The 17,090-nt window shown below is 62.9% G+C and carries 12 protein-coding genes; 9 read left to right on the forward strand and 3 right to left on the reverse strand.

Annotated features, from left to right (window positions below; genetic code table 11):
* The first annotated feature begins 62 nt into the window (after window positions 1–62).
* The 9 genes from ACSSV4_RS06310 (at window position 63) to rpoC (ending at window position 12,837) form a co-directional block, all read left to right on the forward strand.
* Window positions 63–644: a hypothetical protein gene (locus ACSSV4_RS06310; RefSeq protein ID WP_454274153.1), complete on the forward strand. Its 582-nt coding sequence runs from the start codon at window positions 63–65 to the stop codon at window positions 642–644.
* 91 nt (window positions 645–735) lie between these two features.
* Window positions 736–933: a preprotein translocase subunit SecE gene (gene secE, locus ACSSV4_RS06315; RefSeq protein WP_454274155.1), complete on the forward strand. Its 198-nt coding sequence runs from the start codon at window positions 736–738 to the stop codon at window positions 931–933.
* 192 nt (window positions 934–1,125) lie between these two features.
* Window positions 1,126–1,659: a transcription termination/antitermination protein NusG gene (gene nusG, locus ACSSV4_RS06320; RefSeq protein WP_454274156.1), complete on the forward strand. Its 534-nt coding sequence runs from the start codon at window positions 1,126–1,128 to the stop codon at window positions 1,657–1,659.
* Between the two features lie 108 nt (window positions 1,660–1,767).
* Window positions 1,768–2,193, forward strand: coding sequence for a 50S ribosomal protein L11 (gene rplK, locus ACSSV4_RS06325; protein WP_454274157.1), 426 nt, complete (start codon window positions 1,768–1,770; stop codon window positions 2,191–2,193).
* 1 nt (window position 2,194) lies between these two features.
* A complete protein-coding gene (rplA, locus tag ACSSV4_RS06330; protein ID WP_454274158.1) occupies window positions 2,195–2,893 on the forward strand; it encodes a 50S ribosomal protein L1 in 699 nt (232 codons plus the stop codon).
* A 254-nt stretch (window positions 2,894–3,147) separates the two neighbouring features.
* The gene (gene rplJ / locus ACSSV4_RS06335; RefSeq protein WP_454274160.1) at window positions 3,148–3,666 is read left to right on the forward strand and encodes a 50S ribosomal protein L10; all 519 of its coding nucleotides are present in this window, start codon (window positions 3,148–3,150) and stop codon (window positions 3,664–3,666) included.
* A gap of 74 nt (window positions 3,667–3,740) precedes the next feature.
* Window positions 3,741–4,118, forward strand: a complete 378-nt coding sequence (rplL, locus tag ACSSV4_RS06340) for a 50S ribosomal protein L7/L12 (protein ID WP_454274162.1) — start codon at window positions 3,741–3,743, stop codon at window positions 4,116–4,118.
* A gap of 238 nt (window positions 4,119–4,356) precedes the next feature.
* Window positions 4,357–8,493: a DNA-directed RNA polymerase subunit beta gene (gene rpoB / locus ACSSV4_RS06345; RefSeq protein WP_454274163.1), complete on the forward strand. Its 4,137-nt coding sequence runs from the start codon at window positions 4,357–4,359 to the stop codon at window positions 8,491–8,493.
* Between the two features lie 96 nt (window positions 8,494–8,589).
* On the forward strand, window positions 8,590–12,837 hold the full coding sequence (gene rpoC, locus ACSSV4_RS06350) for a DNA-directed RNA polymerase subunit beta' (RefSeq protein WP_454274165.1): 4,248 nt from the start codon (window positions 8,590–8,592) through the stop codon (window positions 12,835–12,837).
* Between the two features lie 309 nt (window positions 12,838–13,146).
* On the opposite strand, the gene ACSSV4_RS06355 is transcribed toward rpoC, so the two are convergent.
* Genes ACSSV4_RS06355 through ACSSV4_RS06365 form a run of 3 tightly spaced genes read right to left on the reverse strand, consistent with a single transcriptional unit; the run spans window position 13,147 to window position 17,007 of the window.
* Complete coding sequence (locus ACSSV4_RS06355) at window positions 13,147–15,171, reverse strand: dipeptide ABC transporter ATP-binding protein (RefSeq protein WP_454274166.1); 2,025 nt, start codon at window positions 15,169–15,171, stop codon at window positions 13,147–13,149.
* A gap of 1 nt (window position 15,172) precedes the next feature.
* Window positions 15,173–16,051, reverse strand: coding sequence for an ABC transporter permease (locus ACSSV4_RS06360; RefSeq protein WP_454274168.1), 879 nt, complete (start codon window positions 16,049–16,051; stop codon window positions 15,173–15,175).
* Window positions 16,048–17,007, reverse strand: a complete 960-nt coding sequence (locus ACSSV4_RS06365) for an ABC transporter permease (RefSeq protein WP_454274170.1) — start codon at window positions 17,005–17,007, stop codon at window positions 16,048–16,050. The genes ACSSV4_RS06360 and ACSSV4_RS06365 overlap by 4 nt, the downstream gene beginning before the upstream one ends.
* Between the last annotated feature and the right edge of the window lie 83 nt (window positions 17,008–17,090).

Genomic DNA, 17,090 nt, shown 5'->3' on the forward strand with positions numbered 1-17,090 from the left:
GATCCGCGTGGGGGCGTGGAAACAAGAGTATTGCTGTGATGAAACACGATTTGCCTCGGACCGTGGGACCGGTCCCTTACCCGCCACATCCCGATACCGAATATGAAGGGCACGCACCGCCGGATGCGGCATCGACTGAAATTGCGGTGCGCAATGCCATCACCACGATCAGCGAGATCATGGCCGAGGATCGCCGCCGCCGCGGATCCGATGCGTTGCCAGATCTCGCGCCGCCTGTCGCGATGGAAACCGTCGCACCTCGCAAAGGGCGCAAACGTCGCGCGCAGGCCCGCAACCCCAAGCAGGGCGCCGGTGCGCTCGCACGGATCAGGGCGTTCCGGCCCAAGACGCAGCATCTCGGCTGGGCGCTCGCCTTCGCCGCAGTGCTGCTCTGGCCCAGAGTTGTGCTGATCGCTGCCTTCGCACTCTTCTGCCTCACACTGATCGGCGGCGCGCTCTTCGGTACGGAGCGTTTTACCAGCCTGCGGGAGAGGTTGCAGGGCTTCGGGGATCTCGGCCTGTCATTTGCGGGCGTTGCGCGCCTGCGCGGCATGCTGGCCGGGTGGCGTCGGCACAAAGAGGCCCCGGATCCCTTTGCCGATCACCCTGACCCGTTCGAGCGCATCGCCAAGGAGTCACACTGAAGCCCGCGTCACGCGCGGGCTTCGGCCCTTGAATTCACCGCCAAGCCCGCGTATGTCGCCCGAAGCAGCGAAATCATGGAAGACAGCGCAGATGGCACGCACGAACCCGCTTCAGTTCATTCAGCAGGTCCGATCAGAAGTGGCCAAGGTCGTCTGGCCGACCCGCCGCGAGGTGATGTTGACCACCGTGATGGTGTTCATCATGGCCACGATCACCGCGATTTTCTTTGCGTTGGTCGATCTCGGGATCCGCAGCGGGTTGCAGGGGATTTTGGGGCTGTTTGGCTGAGGCGGTCATTAATTGGTTGCCAAGCCTTGAATTCCCGAACGATCAAAGGTAGTTGACGCAACACTTCTGGACATGGCGCGCGGCGATTCGGGTTGCGCGCCGCTTTTCGTTTCAGAGCGTGCGGGTGCAACCGCTTGGAAGAATACAGAAATCCGGTCCTCAATCCGGTGAAAACAAAGGCGTAGGTCGACGATGGCAAAGCGGTGGTACTCGGTTAGTGTTCTCTCGAACTTCGAGAAGAAGATCGCCGAGCAGATCAGACAATCCGTCACCGACAACGGTCTCGAGGACGAGATCGACGAGGTGCTGGTGCCCACCGAAGAGGTGATCGAGATTCGCCGGGGCAAGAAAGTGACCGCCGAGCGTCGCTTCATGCCGGGCTATGTGCTTGTGCACATGGAGATGTCCGACAAGGGCTATCACCTGATCAACTCGATCAACCGCGTCACCGGCTTTCTCGGCCCGCAGGGGCGTCCGATGCCGATGCGCGACGCCGAGGTGCAGTCGATTCTCGGACGCGTGCAGGAAGGCGAGGAAAGCCCGCGCACCCTGATCCATTTCGAGATCGGCGAGAAGGTCAAGGTCAACGAGGGCCCGTTCGAGGATTTCGACGGCATGGTCGAATATGTCGACGAGGACAACCAGCGCCTCAAGGTGTCGGTGTCGATCTTTGGCCGGGAGACCCCGGTCGAACTGGAATTCACCCAGGTCACCAAACAGGCCTGATGATGTGAGCCGTGGGAGGCGAGGTGGCCGCGGCCATCGGACCGGACCACACAACAAGAGAGCCGAAGGGGCGCGCCCCGACGGTGTTGGAAGCAAAGGAGAGGCCATATGGCCAAGAAACTAATCGGCAAGCTCAAGCTGCAGGTGAAAGCCGGGCAAGCCAATCCCAGCCCGCCCGTCGGCCCTGCATTGGGTCAGCGCGGCATCAACATCATGGAATTCTGCAAGCAGTTCAACGCGAAGACAGCGGATATGGAGCCGGGCGCCCCGTGCCCGACCGTGATTTCCTATTATCAGGATAAATCCTTCGACATGGCGATCAAGACGCCGCCCGCGTCGTATTACCTCAAGAAGGCTGCCAAGCTTCAGTCCGGTTCCAAGACACCGGGCCGCGCCACCGCCGGCACCGTGAGCACCAAGCAGGTGCGCGAGATCGCCGAAGCGAAGTGGAAAGACCTGAACGCCAACGACGTCGAGGCCGCGATGAAGATCGTCCTTGGCTCCGCGCGGTCCATGGGCATTGAGGTGAAGTAAGATGGCAAAGCTTGGAAAACGGACCCGTGCCCTGCGTGAAGCCGTCGCCGGCAAGGACAACATGACCGTCGAGGACGCGGTTGCCCTGATCAAGAACAACGCGGTCGCGAAATTCGATGAAACAATCGAAATCTCGATGAATCTCGGTGTCGACCCGCGCCATGCCGACCAAATGGTGCGCGGCGTTGTCGGCCTGCCGAACGGCACCGGCAAGACCGTGCGCGTCGCCGTCTTCGCCCGTGGCGCCAAGGCCGAAGAGGCCGAGGCCGCAGGCGCGGATATCGTCGGCGCAGAAGATCTTATGGAAACCGTGCAGGGTGGCAAGATCGAGTTCGATCGCTGCATCGCCACGCCCGACATGATGCCCGTCGTGGGCCGTCTGGGCAAGGTGCTGGGCCCGCGCAACCTGATGCCCAACCCCAAGGTCGGAACCGTGACCATGGATGTGGCGCAGGCGGTCAAGGATGCCAAGGGCGGCCAGGTGCAGTTCAAGGCCGAGAAGGCCGGTGTCGTGCATGCCGGTGTCGGCAAGGCGTCGTTCGATGCCGAGAAGCTGGCCGAGAACGTGCGCGCCTTCGTGTCTGCCGTGCAGAAGGCAAAGCCGACGGGCGCGAAAGGCACCTATGTCAAGAAGATCTCGCTGACCTCCACCATGGGGCCCGGCGTGTCCATCGACGTGAACAGCGCCGTTGTAGAATAAGAATTTGCCCCCGTGCTTTGGTGCGGGGCGAATGGCAGGGCCGCAAACCGGCCCTGTCCTGTCCGAGACGGAGGGTTCAGCGCAGTCGCGGTGAATAATTCCTTCCTGAGATGGGGAACGAGATGAGATTTCCAGTCGGGGCTAGCGCCCTCGGGTGATCTTGGCCTCGGGACCCTGACATTGGACCCGAACGCCGCCCCGCAAGGGGGGGCACAACTGAGCCGGGGGGAGACCCCCAAATTTGGAGTGAAACTGTGGATAGAGCCCAGAAAGAGAAAGTGGTCGAGGAACTCGGCCAGATCTTCGAAAGCTCTGGCGTTGTGGTGGTTGCCCACTACACGGGTCTTACAGTTGCCGAAATGCAGGATCTGCGTGCCCGCGCCCGTGCGGCAGAGGCATCGGTTCGTGTTGCAAAGAACAGGCTCGCCAAGATCGCCCTTGAGGGCAAGCCGTGCGCAAGCATCGCAGACTACCTCTCGGGCATGACCGTGCTCACCTTCTCCGAGGACCCCGTGGCAGCAGCCAAGGTGGCCGAGGATTTCGCCAAGGACAACAAGAAGTTTGAAATCCTTGGCGGGGCAATGGGTGAGACGGCTCTGGACCGTGCCGGTGTTGAAGCTACGTCGAAACTGCCGTCGCGCGATGAACTCATCGCGACGATTGCAGGCATGATCGGCGCACCTGCTTCGAACATCGCGGGGGCCATTGGCGCACCTGCTTCGAACATCGCGAGCATCCTTTCGACCATCGAAGAGAAGGCCGAAGCCGCGTAAGGCAAACTGTAACATTCGCGTAGGGTTTACTTCCCGACGTTGGAACACATCTAGAGAACGGAAAGAGCTGAAAAATGGCTGATCTGAAAAAACTGGCTGAAGAGATCGTTGGTCTGACGCTTCTCGAAGCACAAGAGCTGAAAACCATCCTCAAGGACGAGTACGGCATCGAGCCCGCCTCAGGCGGCGCGGTGATGATGGCCGGTCCCGCAGAGGGTGCTGGCGAAGCTGCCGAAGAGCAGACCGAATTCGACGTGATCCTGAAATCCGCAGGCGCATCGAAGATCAACGTGATCAAGGAAGTTCGCGCGATCACCGGTCTGGGTCTGAAGGAAGCCAAGGACCTCGTCGAGGCCGGAGGCAAGGCCGTCAAGGAGCAGGTCTCCAAAGACGAAGCCGAAGAGATCAAGGGCAAGCTCGAAGCAGCTGGCGCCGAAGTCGAACTCAAGTAATTTGCGCCGGGTCGCCCCGGAGTGAATTTAAGGCTGGGTCCGGATTCCGGGCCCGGCCAAACCTGTCTCAGAGAGGCCCTGCACGCATCGGGGCCTTTCTAAGGCGAGGTTTACAGGATCGGGAGGCCGTCATTGGGACGATGGCCGGGAATTGATCAAACCAAGCCGTCTCGGATGGCCGCGGCGCTGAGCCCCGACAGCGCGCGCGACCGGTGAGAAATGAAAGGTGACATCGACCATGGCTCAATCCTACCTTGGCCAGAAACGTTTGCGCAAATATTATGGCAAGATCCGCGAAGTGCTGGAGATGCCGAACCTTATCGAGGTTCAGAAATCCTCGTATGACCTGTTCCTGAAATCCGGCGACGAGCCCCAGCCGCTTGACGGCGAGGGGATCAAGGGCGTGTTCCAGTCGGTTTTCCCGATCAAGGATTTCAATGAGACCAGCGTGCTGGAATTCGTCAGCTACGATCTGGAAAAGCCGAAATATGACGTCGAGGAGTGCATGCAGCGCGACATGACCTATGCCGCGCCGCTCAAGGTCAAGCTGCGGCTGATCGTGTTCGATGTCGATGAGGATACCGGCGCGAAATCCGTGAAGGACATCAAGGAGCAGGACGTGTTCATGGGCGACATGCCGCTCATGACCCATAACGGCACCTTCATCGTCAACGGCACCGAGCGTGTGGTCGTCTCCCAGATGCACCGCTCTCCGGGCGTGTTCTTCGACCACGACAAGGGCAAGACCCATTCCTCGGGCAAGCTGCTGTTCACCTGCCGCATCATCCCCTATCGTGGCTCCTGGCTCGATTTCGAATTCGACGCCAAGGACATCGTGTTCGCCCGCATCGACCGTCGTCGCAAACTGCCGGTGACGACGCTGCTCTATGCGCTCGGACTCGATCAGGAAGGCATCATGAATGCCTATTACGACACCGTCGATTTCAAGCTTAAGAAGAAAAAGGGCTGGGTCACCAAGTTCTTCCCCGAGCGGGTGCGCGGCACGCGACCGACATATGACCTCATTGACGCCAAGACCGGCGAAGTGGTCTTTGAGGCGAGCAAGAAGATCACGCCCCGTGCGGTCAAGCAACTGATCGACGAAGGCAAGGTCACCGAGCTTCTAGTGCCGTTCGAGCATATTGTCGGCAAGTTCGTGGCGCGTGACATCATCGACGAGGAAACCGGCGCGATCCATGTCGAGGCGGGCGATGAGCTGACGCTGGAATATGACAAGGCCGGCGAGATCACCGGCGGCACCTTGCAGGATCTGCTCGATGCCGGGATCACCGACATTCCGGTCCTGGATATCGACGGTATCAATGTGGGCCCCTATATCCGCAACACCATGTCGGCAGACAAGAACATGAACCGCGAGACCGCGCTCATGGATATCTACCGCGTCATGCGTCCGGGCGAGCCGCCCACCGAAGAGGCCTCGGCGGCGCTCTTCGAGACGCTGTTTTTTGACTCCGAACGCTATGACCTCTCGGCCGTGGGCCGGGTCAAGATGAACATGCGCCTCAACCTCGACAAGCCCGACACGCAGCGCACGCTCGACCGCGAGGATATCGTGGCCTGCGTCAAGGCATTGGTGGAGCTGCGTGACGGCAAGGGCGATATCGACGATATCGACCATCTCGGCAATCGCCGGGTGCGCTCTGTCGGCGAGTTGATGGAGAACCAGTATCGCGTCGGCCTTCTGCGGATGGAACGCGCGATCAAGGAACGCATGTCCTCCGTCGAGATCGACACGGTCATGCCGCAGGATCTGATCAACGCCAAACCGGCGGCAGCGGCGGTGCGTGAATTCTTCGGCTCTTCGCAACTTTCGCAGTTCATGGACCAGACAAACCCGCTGTCGGAAGTGACGCACAAGCGCCGCCTTTCGGCGCTCGGGCCGGGCGGTCTGACGCGTGAGCGTGCGGGCTTCGAGGTGCGCGACGTGCATCCCACCCATTACGGCCGGATGTGCCCCATCGAGACGCCCGAAGGTCCGAATATCGGCCTGATCAACTCGCTCGCCACCTTCGCACGGGTGAACAAGTACGGCTTTATCGAAACCCCCTATCGCAAGGTCGTGGACGGGCAGGTGACGGATGACGTGCAGTACATGTCCGCCACCGAGGAAATGCGCCACACCGTGGCACAGGCCAACGCCAATCTCGATGACGCCGGCCGCTTCGTCAACGACCTGGTCTCGACCCGTCAGTCGGGCGAATACATGCTGGCCCCGCGCGAGCATGTGGATCTGATCGACGTCAGCCCGAAACAGCTGGTCTCGGTTGCGGCCTCGCTCATTCCGTTCCTGGAAAACGACGACGCCAACCGCGCCCTGATGGGCTCGAACATGCAGCGGCAGGCGGTGCCGACGCTGCGCGCCGAGGCCCCGCTGGTGGGCACCGGAATCGAGGGCGTCGTGGCCCGCGACTCGGGTGCCGCCATCATGGCCAAACGCGCCGGCGTGATCGACCAGGTCGATGCGCAACGGATCGTGATCCGAGCCACCGAGGATCTGGAGATCGGTGATCCGGGCGTGGACATCTACCGCATGCGCAAGTTCCAGCGCTCGAACCAGAACAGCTGCATCAACCAGCAGCCGCTGGTCAAGGTCGGCGACACTGTCCAGAAGGGCGAGGTCATCGCCGATGGCCCCTGCACCGACATGGGCGAACTGGCGCTTGGCAAGAACGTGATCACCGCCTTCATGCCGTGGAACGGCTACAACTACGAGGACTCGATCCTGATCTCGGAGCGGATCGTGCGCGATGACGTCTTTACCTCGATCCATATCGAGGAATTCGAGGTCGCCGCCCGCGATACCAAGCTGGGGCCGGAAGAGATCACCCGCGACATTCCCAATGTCGGTGAAGAGGCGCTGCGCAACCTCGACGAGGCGGGCATCGTCTATATCGGTGCCGATGTGGAGCCGGGCGATATCCTGGTGGGCAAGATCACCCCGAAGGGCGAAAGTCCGATGACGCCGGAGGAAAAACTTCTCCGCGCGATCTTTGGTGAGAAGGCAAGCGATGTGCGCGACACAAGCTTGCGCGTCAAGCCGGGCGATTTCGGCACGGTGGTCGAGGTGCGCGTGTTCAACCGCCACGGTGTGGAAAAGGATGAGCGCGCGCTGCAGATCGAGCGCGAAGAGGTCGAGCGTCTGGCACGTGACCGCGATGACGAATTGGCGATTCTCGACCGCAACATCTATGCGCGTCTGAAAACGCTCATCCTCGGCAAGGTCGCGGTCAAGGGGCCCAAGGGCGTCAAGGCCAACTCGGACATCACCGAGGAGTTGCTGAGCACCCTGACCAAGGGCCAGTGGTGGCAGCTGGCCCTCAAGGACGAGGCCGACGCCAAGATCGTGGAGGCGCTGCACGAGCAATACGAGGCGCAGAAGCGCACGCTCGATGCCCGCTTTGAGGACAAGGTCGAGAAGGTCCGCCGCGGCGACGACCTGCCGCCGGGTGTGATGAAGATGGTCAAGGTCTTCATCGCGGTGAAGCGCAAGCTTCAGCCGGGCGACAAGATGGCCGGGCGTCACGGCAACAAGGGCGTGATCTCCAAGGTGATCCCGATCGAGGACATGCCCTTCCTCGCGGACGGCACCCCGGTCGATCTGTGCCTCAACCCACTCGGCGTCCCGTCGCGCATGAACGTGGGTCAGATTCTCGAAACCCACATGGGCTGGGCCGCGCGCGGTCTGGGCCTCAAGATCGACGAGGCGCTCAAGGAATATCGCCGCTCCGGCGACCTGACCCCGGTGCGTGAGGCGATGCGTATCGCCTATGGTGACGATGTCTACGAAGAGGGCATCGAAGGCATGGACGAGCAGACGCTGATCGAATCGGCCGGTACCGTCACCAACGGCGTGCCGATCGCCACCCCGGTCTTTGATGGCGCGAAAGAGGGCGATGTGAACGATGCGCTCAAGCGTGCAGGCTTTGACCAGAGCGGCCAGTCGGTGCTGTTTGACGGGCGCACGGGCGAGCAGTTCTCGCGTCCGGTGACCGTGGGGATCAAGTATCTGCTCAAGCTGCACCACCTGGTGGACGACAAGATCCACGCGCGCTCGACCGGGCCGTACAGCCTCGTCACGCAGCAGCCGCTCGGCGGCAAGGCGCAGTTCGGTGGTCAGCGCTTTGGTGAAATGGAGGTTTGGGCGCTCGAAGCCTATGGCGCCGCCTACACCCTGCAGGAGATGCTTACCGTCAAGTCGGATGACGTGGCGGGCCGGACCAAGGTCTATGAGAGCATCGTCAAGGGCGAGGACAATTTCGAGGCCGGCGTACCGGAATCGTTCAACGTGCTCGTCAAGGAAGTGCGCGGCCTCGGCCTTAACATGGAACTCCTGGATGCGGAGGAAGATGAGTAAGGGCAGAATTTTCGCGGAAAATTCTGCACCCCGGATTTTTCGGCGAAAAATCCGGGCCCCTCTCTCCCCCCTCTGCCAGCCTTCAAGGATCAGACAATGAACCAGGAACTCACAAACAATCCGTTCAACCCGGTGGCCCCGGCCAAGGTGTTCGACGAAATCAAGGTCTCTCTAGCCAGCCCCGAGCGGATCCTCTCTTGGTCCTATGGCGAAATCAAGAAGCCCGAGACCATCAACTACCGCACGTTCAAGCCCGAGCGTGACGGCCTTTTTTGTGCGCGTATCTTTGGCCCGATCAAGGATTACGAATGCCTCTGCGGCAAGTACAAGCGGATGAAATATCGCGGCGTCGTCTGCGAGAAATGCGGTGTCGAGGTGACGCTGCAAAAGGTCCGGCGTGAGCGCATGGGCCATATCGAACTGGCGGCACCTTGCGCCCATATCTGGTTCCTGAAATCGCTGCCAAGCCGCATCGGCCTGATGCTCGACATGACGCTGCGTGATCTGGAACGGGTGCTTTATTTCGAGAATTACGTGGTGATCGAGCCCGGTCTCACCGATCTGACCTATGGCCAGATGCTGACCGAAGAAGAGTTCATGGATGCGCAGGACGCATATGGCATGGACGCCTTTACGGCCAATATCGGCGCCGAGGCGATCCGCGAGATGCTGGCCAATATCGACCTCGAAAACGAGGCCGAAACGCTGCGCGCCGATCTCAAGGAAGCCACCGGCGAGTTGAAGCCCAAGAAGATCATCAAGCGCCTCAAGGTCGTTGAATCCTTTCTCGAATCCGGCAACCGCCCGGAATGGATGGTGATGACGGTGCTGCCGGTCATCCCGCCGGAACTGCGCCCGCTGGTGCCGCTCGATGGTGGCCGCTTCGCCACCTCGGATCTCAACGATCTCTATCGCCGGGTGATCAACCGCAACAACCGTCTCAAACGGCTGATCGAGCTGCGCGCGCCCGATATCATCGTGCGCAACGAAAAGCGGATGTTGCAGGAATCGGTCGATGCGCTCTTTGACAACGGTCGTCGCGGCCGGGTCATCACCGGTGCCAACAAGCGCCCGCTCAAGTCGCTCTCGGACATGCTCAAGGGCAAGCAGGGCCGCTTCCGCCAGAACCTTCTGGGCAAGCGGGTCGATTTCTCGGGCCGTTCGGTCATCGTGACTGGCCCGGAACTGAAACTGCATCAGTGCGGGTTGCCCAAGAAGATGGCGCTCGAGCTCTTCAAGCCGTTCATCTACTCGCGGCTCGAGGCCAAGGGCCTGAGCAGCACCGTGAAACAGGCCAAGAAACTGGTCGAGAAAGAGCGCCCGGAGGTGTGGGACATTCTCGACGAGGTGATCCGCGAGCATCCCGTGATGCTGAACCGTGCGCCAACGCTGCACCGTCTGGGCATTCAGGCGTTCGAACCGGTGCTGATCGAAGGCAAGGCGATCCAGCTTCACCCGCTGGTCTGTGCCGCCTTCAATGCCGATTTCGATGGCGACCAGATGGCTGTGCACGTGCCGCTCTCGCTCGAGGCGCAGCTCGAAGCACGGGTGCTGATGATGTCGACCAACAACGTCCTCAGCCCTGCCAATGGCGCGCCGATCATCGTGCCGTCGCAGGACATGATCCTTGGCCTCTACTATGTCACGCTGATGCGCGAAGGCATGAAGGGCGAGGGCATGATCTTCGCCTCGCTCGACGAGGTGCAGCACGCGCTCGACGCGGGCGAGGTACATCTGCACGCGCGGATCACCGTGCGCGTGCCGCAGATCGACGAGCATGGCGACGAGGTCATGGTGCGGGTGGAAACTACGCCCGGCCGTGCCCGGCTTGGCGCGCTCCTGCCGCAGAACGCCAAGGCCCCGTTCCACCTCGTGAACCGCCTGTTGCGCAAGAAAGAGGTGCAGCAGGTGATCGACACCGTCTACCGCTATTGCGGTCAGAAGGAATCGGTCATCTTCTGCGACCAGATCATGACCCTTGGCTTCCGCGAGGCGTTCAAGGCCGGGATTTCCTTCGGCAAGGACGACATGGTGATCCCCGACAGCAAGTGGACCATCGTCGAAGAGACCCGCTCCAACGTCAAAGGTTTCGAGCAGCAATACATGGACGGCCTGATCACCCAGGGTGAGAAATACAACAAGGTCGTCGATGCCTGGTCGAAATGCAACGACGAGGTCACCGAGGCGATGATGGGTTCGATCTCTGCCGAGCGCCGCGACGAGACCGGTGCGGTGATGGAGCCCAACAGCGTCTACATGATGGCCCATTCCGGCGCGCGTGGTTCGGTTACGCAGATGAAACAGCTGGGCGGCATGCGCGGCCTGATGGCCAAGCCGAACGGCGACATCATCGAGACACCGATCATCTCGAACTTCAAGGAAGGTCTGACCGTTCTTGAATACTTCAACTCGACCCACGGGGCGCGCAAGGGCCTCTCGGATACTGCGTTGAAGACGGCGAACTCGGGCTATCTGACCCGCCGCCTGGTGGACGTGGCGCAGGACTGCATCGTGCGCGAGCACGATTGCGGCACCGAGCGCGCGGTCACCGTCGAGGCGGCGGTCAACGACGGCGAGATTGTGGCCTCGCTGGCCGAGCGCTGCCTGGGTCGTGTCGTGGCCGAGGATATCGTTGATCCGCTGAGCGACCGGGTGATCGCCGCCAAGGGCGAACTGATCGACGAGCGCATGGCCGATTCGCTGGAAGAGGCTGCAGTGCAGACCGTGCGCCTGCGCTCGCCGCTGACCTGCGAGGCCGAGGACGGGGTCTGTGCCATGTGCTATGGCCGTGATCTCGCGCGTGGCACCATGGTCAATATCGGCGAGGCTGTCGGGATCATCGCCGCGCAGTCGATCGGCGAGCCGGGCACGCAGCTGACGATGCGGACCTTCCACATCGGCGGCGTGGCGCAGGGGGGGCAGCAATCCTTCCTCGAGGCAAGCCAGGAGGGGGTGATCGAATATGAACAGCCCCAGACCCTGGACAACTCCAGTGGCGAGACCCTGGTGATGGGCCGGAACATGAAGATCCGGATCATCGGTGACAAGGGGGTCGAACTGGCCAGCCACAAGGTGGGCTACGGCACCAAGCTCTTCGTCAAGGAGGGCGACAAGGTCACGCGCGGTCAGAAGCTGTTCGAGTGGGATCCCTACACCCTGCCGATCCTCGCAGAGAAATCCGGCATGGCGAAATTCGTCGATCTCACCTCGGGCGTCTCGGTCCGCGACGTGACCGACGAGGCCACCGGCATGACCCAGAAGATCGTCACCGACTGGCGCGCCGCGCCGCGCGGCAACGAACTCAAGCCCGAGGTCTTCATTGTCGGCGAGGACGGCGAGCCGATGCGCAACGACGTTGGCAACCCGGTGACCTATCCGATGTCCGTCGATGCGATCCTGTCGATCGAGGAGGGTCAGCAGGTGCAGGCCGGCGACGTGGTTGCACGCATCCCGCGCGAGGGCGGCAAGACCAAGGACATCACCGGCGGTTTGCCGCGTGTGGCCGAGCTCTTCGAGGCACGCCGTCCCAAGGATCACGCCATCATCGCCGAGCTCGACGGCTATGTCCGCTTTGGCCGCGACTACAAGAACAAGCGTCGCATCACCATCGAACCCGCCGACGACACGCTGCAGCCGGTGGAGTACATGGTGCCGAAGGGTAAGCACATCCCGGTGCAGGAGGGCGATTATGTCCAGAAGGGCGATTACATCATGGACGGCAATCCCGCGCCGCATGACATTCTCGCCATCATGGGGGTCGAGGCACTGGCCAACTACATGATCGACGAGGTGCAGGAGGTCTACCGTCTGCAAGGCGTGAAGATCAACGACAAGCATATCGAGGTCATCGTAAGGCAGATGCTCCAGAAGTGGGAAATCCAGGACTCGGGCGATACCACGCTGCTCAAGGGCGAGCATGTGGACAAGGTCGAGTTCGACGAGGCCTGCGAGAAGGCGATAGCCAAGGGCGGACGTCCGGCACAGGGCGAGCCGATCCTGCTCGGCATCACCAAGGCGTCGCTGCAGACCCGCAGCTTCATCTCGGCGGCGTCGTTCCAGGAGACCACCCGCGTGCTGACCGAGGCGTCGGTTCAGGGCAAGCGTGACAAGCTGGTCGGTCTCAAGGAGAATGTCATCGTCGGTCGCCTGATCCCGGCGGGCACGGGTCGTGCCACGCAGGAAATGCGCCGCATCGCAACGGCACGCGACAGCATCGTGATCGAGGCCCGCCAGGAAGAGGCCGCAGCGGCGGCAGCACTGGCCGCGCCGGTGATCGATGACGACGTGGTGGGTGGCGACGAGTTCGACAATTTCGTCGAGACGCCGGAGAGCCGCGAGGAGTGATCGCCACGCTACGGTAACACGGAAAAGCCCGGCCAATTGGTCGGGCTTTTTTTACGGGAAGGCTTTCAAGCGGAACGTTTGATTCTGCCGCTGCGCAAGCCGCCGACGTGTGCCGGGATCGAGATCTTCCTGTGCGTTACTGCGCGTTGGGGAAGTGGGTACGAATGGCTTGGAGCGGTCGATGCGCGGCGGGCATTGCGCTTGATTCTGCGCAGGGGCACAACGCCCAGGATCCGTTCCAGACCATTCCCAATCGTGAGCCCAAGCCGTGCATACTACTGGCAGCGCAGCAGGCGGGTGCAACATTGTTCAATCCGCCTGATGTCCGCGCAACTCGTCCAATGGGATGTGGCAGCGGATGACATGTCCGTCATCTGCCTCTCGCGTCGGTGGGGCATCGGTGTCACAGATCGTCCCGTGTTTCACCGGGCAGCGCCGCTGGAACGGGCAGCCACGTGCGGGCGGGGACAGTTCCGCCACATCCTCGGTCATCAGATGTGGCGCATGATCGGGGTCGGGGGTCAGAACAGCGTTGAGCAGCACCGCCGTGTAAGGATGCGACGGCGCGCCGTAAACCGCCGCTGCCGGGCCAAACTCGCAGAGCCGTCCCTGATAGAGCACCGCCACCCGGTCCGAGAGCGCCCGCACCACCGTCAAGTCGTGGCTCACAAACACGAAGGCGGTCTTGTGCGCCGCTTTGAGATCGTTGAGCAGATCGAGCACGGCCGCCTGAACCGAGACATCGAGCGCCGAGGTGATCTCGTCGCACAGCACGATCTCGGGTCCGGCGGCAAAGGCGCGCGCAACCGCCACGCGCTGTTTCTCGCCGCCCGAGAGTTGACCCGGGCGGCGGTCGAGGTAAGGCGCGCCGAGGCGCACTGTGTCGAGTAATTCCACCGCCCGCGCGCGCAGCGCCGTATCCGTCAACCCGAAATACAGCCGAAGCGGTTGCGCCAGGATCTCTGCCACCGACTGGCGCGGGTTGAGGCTGTCATCGGGATTCTGGAAAATCATCTGGATGCGGCGCAGCTGATCGGGGCGGCGAGCCTCGACGGCCGCGGGCAGGGGGGTGCCATCGCCAAGCGTGATCTGGCCCGAGGCGGGCGGCAACAGCCCGGCAATCGCCTTGAGGATGGTCGACTTGCCGCTGCCCGACTCGCCCACAAGACCGATTGTCTCGCCCTGCCGCAGATGCAGGTCGATGGCGTCCACCGTAGCGGGTGGGCGCACCATGCCGCGCAGCCGGTCGAACAGTCCGGGCTGGTCGTAGCGAATCGACACCCCCGCCAGATCGAGCGCGCAGGGGCTGTCCTCGGCGCAACCATGCGGCGAGGTGCCCGCCTGCTCGCCGATGATTTCATCTACCCGCTCGGGGTAAAGACAGCGGCTCATCTGGCCTGCCTCCCCTGCGATCATTGGTGGGGTGGCGGCGCGGCAGTCCTCGGTGGCCAGCGCGCAGCGCGGGGCGAAGGCGCAGCCTTCGCGCGCCTCGCCCGGTCCGGGCGGTCGGCCATCGAGGGCGCGTGGCAGGGTCTGCTCGCCCAAGCGGGGGATGGAGGCTAGCAACCCGCGCGCATAAGGGTGCGATGGCGCGCGCAACACCGCGCGTGTCGGCCCCTCAAGCACCGTTTCGCCGGCATAAAGCACCTGTACCCGGTCGCAGACCCGCGCGATCACGCCCAGATCATGACTGACATAGACCATCGCCATGTTGCGCGCGCGGGCCAGATCGCGCAGCAATTCGAGGATGTGCGCCTGCGTGGTGACATCGAGGCCGGTCGTGTGCTCGTCGAGTAGCAGCGCATCGGGTTCGCCCGCGAGGGCCATGGCAATCGCCACCCGTTGTTGCTGCCCGCCCGACAGCTCATGCGGGTAGCGGCGAAGGATCGCCTCGGGGTCGGGCAGGCGCACCTGCGCCAGCAGGTCGCGCGCGCGGGTAGGATGCTCGCCCTCGGACTGGGCGCAATGCAGGTGCAGGGCCTCGCGGATCTGCGTGCCGATGCGCATCGTCGGGGTCAGCGCCTGCCCGGAATTCTGCGGGATCAGCCCCAACTGGCCACCTCTGATCCGCGCCAGGTCCGCCGGGCTGCGCCCGAACATCTCGGCCCCATCATAGATGACCTTGCCCGATATCTTTTGCAGCCCATGCTTGAGATAGCCCATCGCTGCCAGTGCCAGCGTGCTCTTGCCCGAGCCGCTCTCGCCGACGATGCCGATGCTCTCGCCCCGGCACACCGTCAGATCGACCTCGTGCAGCACCGGCAGCATCGTGCCCGCGCGCCCGCGAAACCCAACGCAGAGCTTGCGGATGTCGATAAGAGGTGTCGCTGCCATCTCAGATCACCGCCTTGCGGCTGTGGTCGAGCCCGAGCGTCTTGGCCAGCGCATCGGCGCTGAGATTGATCCCGATGATCAGGGTCGAGAGGGCGATGACCGGCGCGATCACCCCCAGAGGGGCCAGCGACATGTAGACCCGCGCATCCGAGATCATCAGCCCCCAGTCGGGTTTCGGCGGCGAGACGCCGAAGCCGAGAAAGGACAGCGCAGAGAACCCGAGCAGCATCCACGACCAGCGCATCGCCCCCTCGACCAGCAAGGTATCGGTGACGTTGGGCAACAGTTCGCGCCGCACGATGTCGAGCGGGCGGTGCCCGCGGGCCCGCGCCGCCGAGATGAAATCGCGCGCCACGACCTCATGCGCTGCCGCCCGCGCCACGCGGATCACCGGGATGCCGAAGAAAAACGCCAGCGTCGGCATCAGCACCTCGCCGCCGCTGCCGAAGACGGTGATCAGCACCAAGAGCGGCAGGATGCCCGGCAGGGCCAGAAACGCATCCACCAGACGCATTGCCACCTCGTCGCGCCAGCCACCCTTGAGGCCGAGGTAAACCCCCAGAAGCCCGCCCCAGATCAGCGCGACAGGTGTCGCCGTACCGGTGACCAGCAGCGCCTCGCGCCCGCCCAGCATCACCCGCGTCAGCACGTCGCGCCCCAGATGATCGGTGCCGAGCCAATGCGCAGGCGACGGCCCCGCCAGCGTCATTGTCGCATCCATCGCCTTGTAGTCGTACGGCACGATCCACGGGCTGAGCACCGCCATCAGAAGATGAAACGCCACCAGCGTCAGCCCGATCGCGCCCGAGGGCCGCGCCATCATGGGGCGCAGCACCCCAACGCCGCGCAGGCCGCGCGGGGCAGGGGGAGCAGTGCTCATGCGCGCCGTGCCTGATGGCTGCGCAGGCGCGGGTTGAGCGCGAGGCTCAGGATATCTGCCAGCAAGTTCACGCCGACATAGGTGATCGCCACGATCATCGTGATCGCCTGCACCACCGGCAGATCGCGGTCGGAAATGGCATCGACCAGAAGCCGCCCGAGGCCGGGATAGTTGAACACCACCTCCACAACCACCACCCCGCCCAGAAGCCACGCGACGGTGAGTGCGATCACGTTGATCGCGGGCAGCAGGGCATTGGGCAGCGCGTGCCGAAACACGATGCGCCAATGCGGCACGCCCTTGAGCGTCGCCATCTGAACGTAATCGCCCGCCATGACCTCGATCATCGAGGTGCGCACCATGCGCATGATATGGGCGATCATCAGCATGGTCAGTACGGTCGAGGCGAGGATGAACTCGGGGAAAAACTCGAGCGGCGGCGCATCGGCCGGGGTCAGCACGATGGCGGGCACCCATCCGAGCCAGATGGCGAAGATCAGGATGAGGATCGTGGCCGCGACGAATTCCGGGATCGTCATGGCCAGGATCGCACCGGTCGAAAACAGGATATCCGGCCAGCGGTCACGCCAGAGCCCCGCGACCACACCCAGCAGGATCGAGAGCGGAATACCGACGCCCAGCGCGCCCGCCGCCAGCAGCAGCGAGTTGCGCAGCCGGTAGCCGACCAGTTCGGCGATCCGCTCCTGCCCGTTGGCCGAAACACCGAGATCGCCGGTCAGAAGGCCCGCCGACCACTCCATGTAACGGGTGAAGGCCGGTGTGGTCAGCCCCATGATCTCGCGGCACTTTTCCAGCGCCTCGCCATGGGCATCGCGTTCGAGAATGGCGGTGCAGGCATCCCCCGGCAACGCCTCGACCCCCAGGAAGATGATCACGGACACAAGCCACACGGTGACCAGACCGAGGGCCAGACGCCTGATGATCAAGGTCAGCATGTATCCGTTTCTCCCCAGAACCCCGCCAAGTGACAGTGCGAGACTAGACCAGCCCGCGCGCCTGCGTCGAGAGTTTAGTCAGG

The organism is Roseovarius sp. MBR-154, from assembly GCF_053628595.1.

Coding starts and splice junctions, on each gene's coding strand:
- secE (WP_454274155.1), top strand. CDS start 736: ATGGCACGCACGAACCCGCTTCAGTTCATTCAGCAGGTCCGATCAGAA.
- nusG (WP_454274156.1), top strand. CDS start 1,126: ATGGCAAAGCGGTGGTACTCGGTTAGTGTTCTCTCGAACTTCGAGAAG.
- rplK (WP_454274157.1), top strand. CDS start 1,768: ATGGCCAAGAAACTAATCGGCAAGCTCAAGCTGCAGGTGAAAGCCGGG.
- rplA (WP_454274158.1), top strand. CDS start 2,195: ATGGCAAAGCTTGGAAAACGGACCCGTGCCCTGCGTGAAGCCGTCGCC.
- rplL (WP_454274162.1), top strand. CDS start 3,741: ATGGCTGATCTGAAAAAACTGGCTGAAGAGATCGTTGGTCTGACGCTT.
- rpoB (WP_454274163.1), top strand. CDS start 4,357: ATGGCTCAATCCTACCTTGGCCAGAAACGTTTGCGCAAATATTATGGC.
- rpoC (WP_454274165.1), top strand. CDS start 8,590: ATGAACCAGGAACTCACAAACAATCCGTTCAACCCGGTGGCCCCGGCC.
- ACSSV4_RS06355 (WP_454274166.1), bottom strand. CDS start 15,171: ATGGCAGCGACACCTCTTATCGACATCCGCAAGCTCTGCGTTGGGTTT.
- ACSSV4_RS06360 (WP_454274168.1), bottom strand. CDS start 16,051: ATGAGCACTGCTCCCCCTGCCCCGCGCGGCCTGCGCGGCGTTGGGGTG.
- ACSSV4_RS06365 (WP_454274170.1), bottom strand. CDS start 17,007: ATGCTGACCTTGATCATCAGGCGTCTGGCCCTCGGTCTGGTCACCGTG.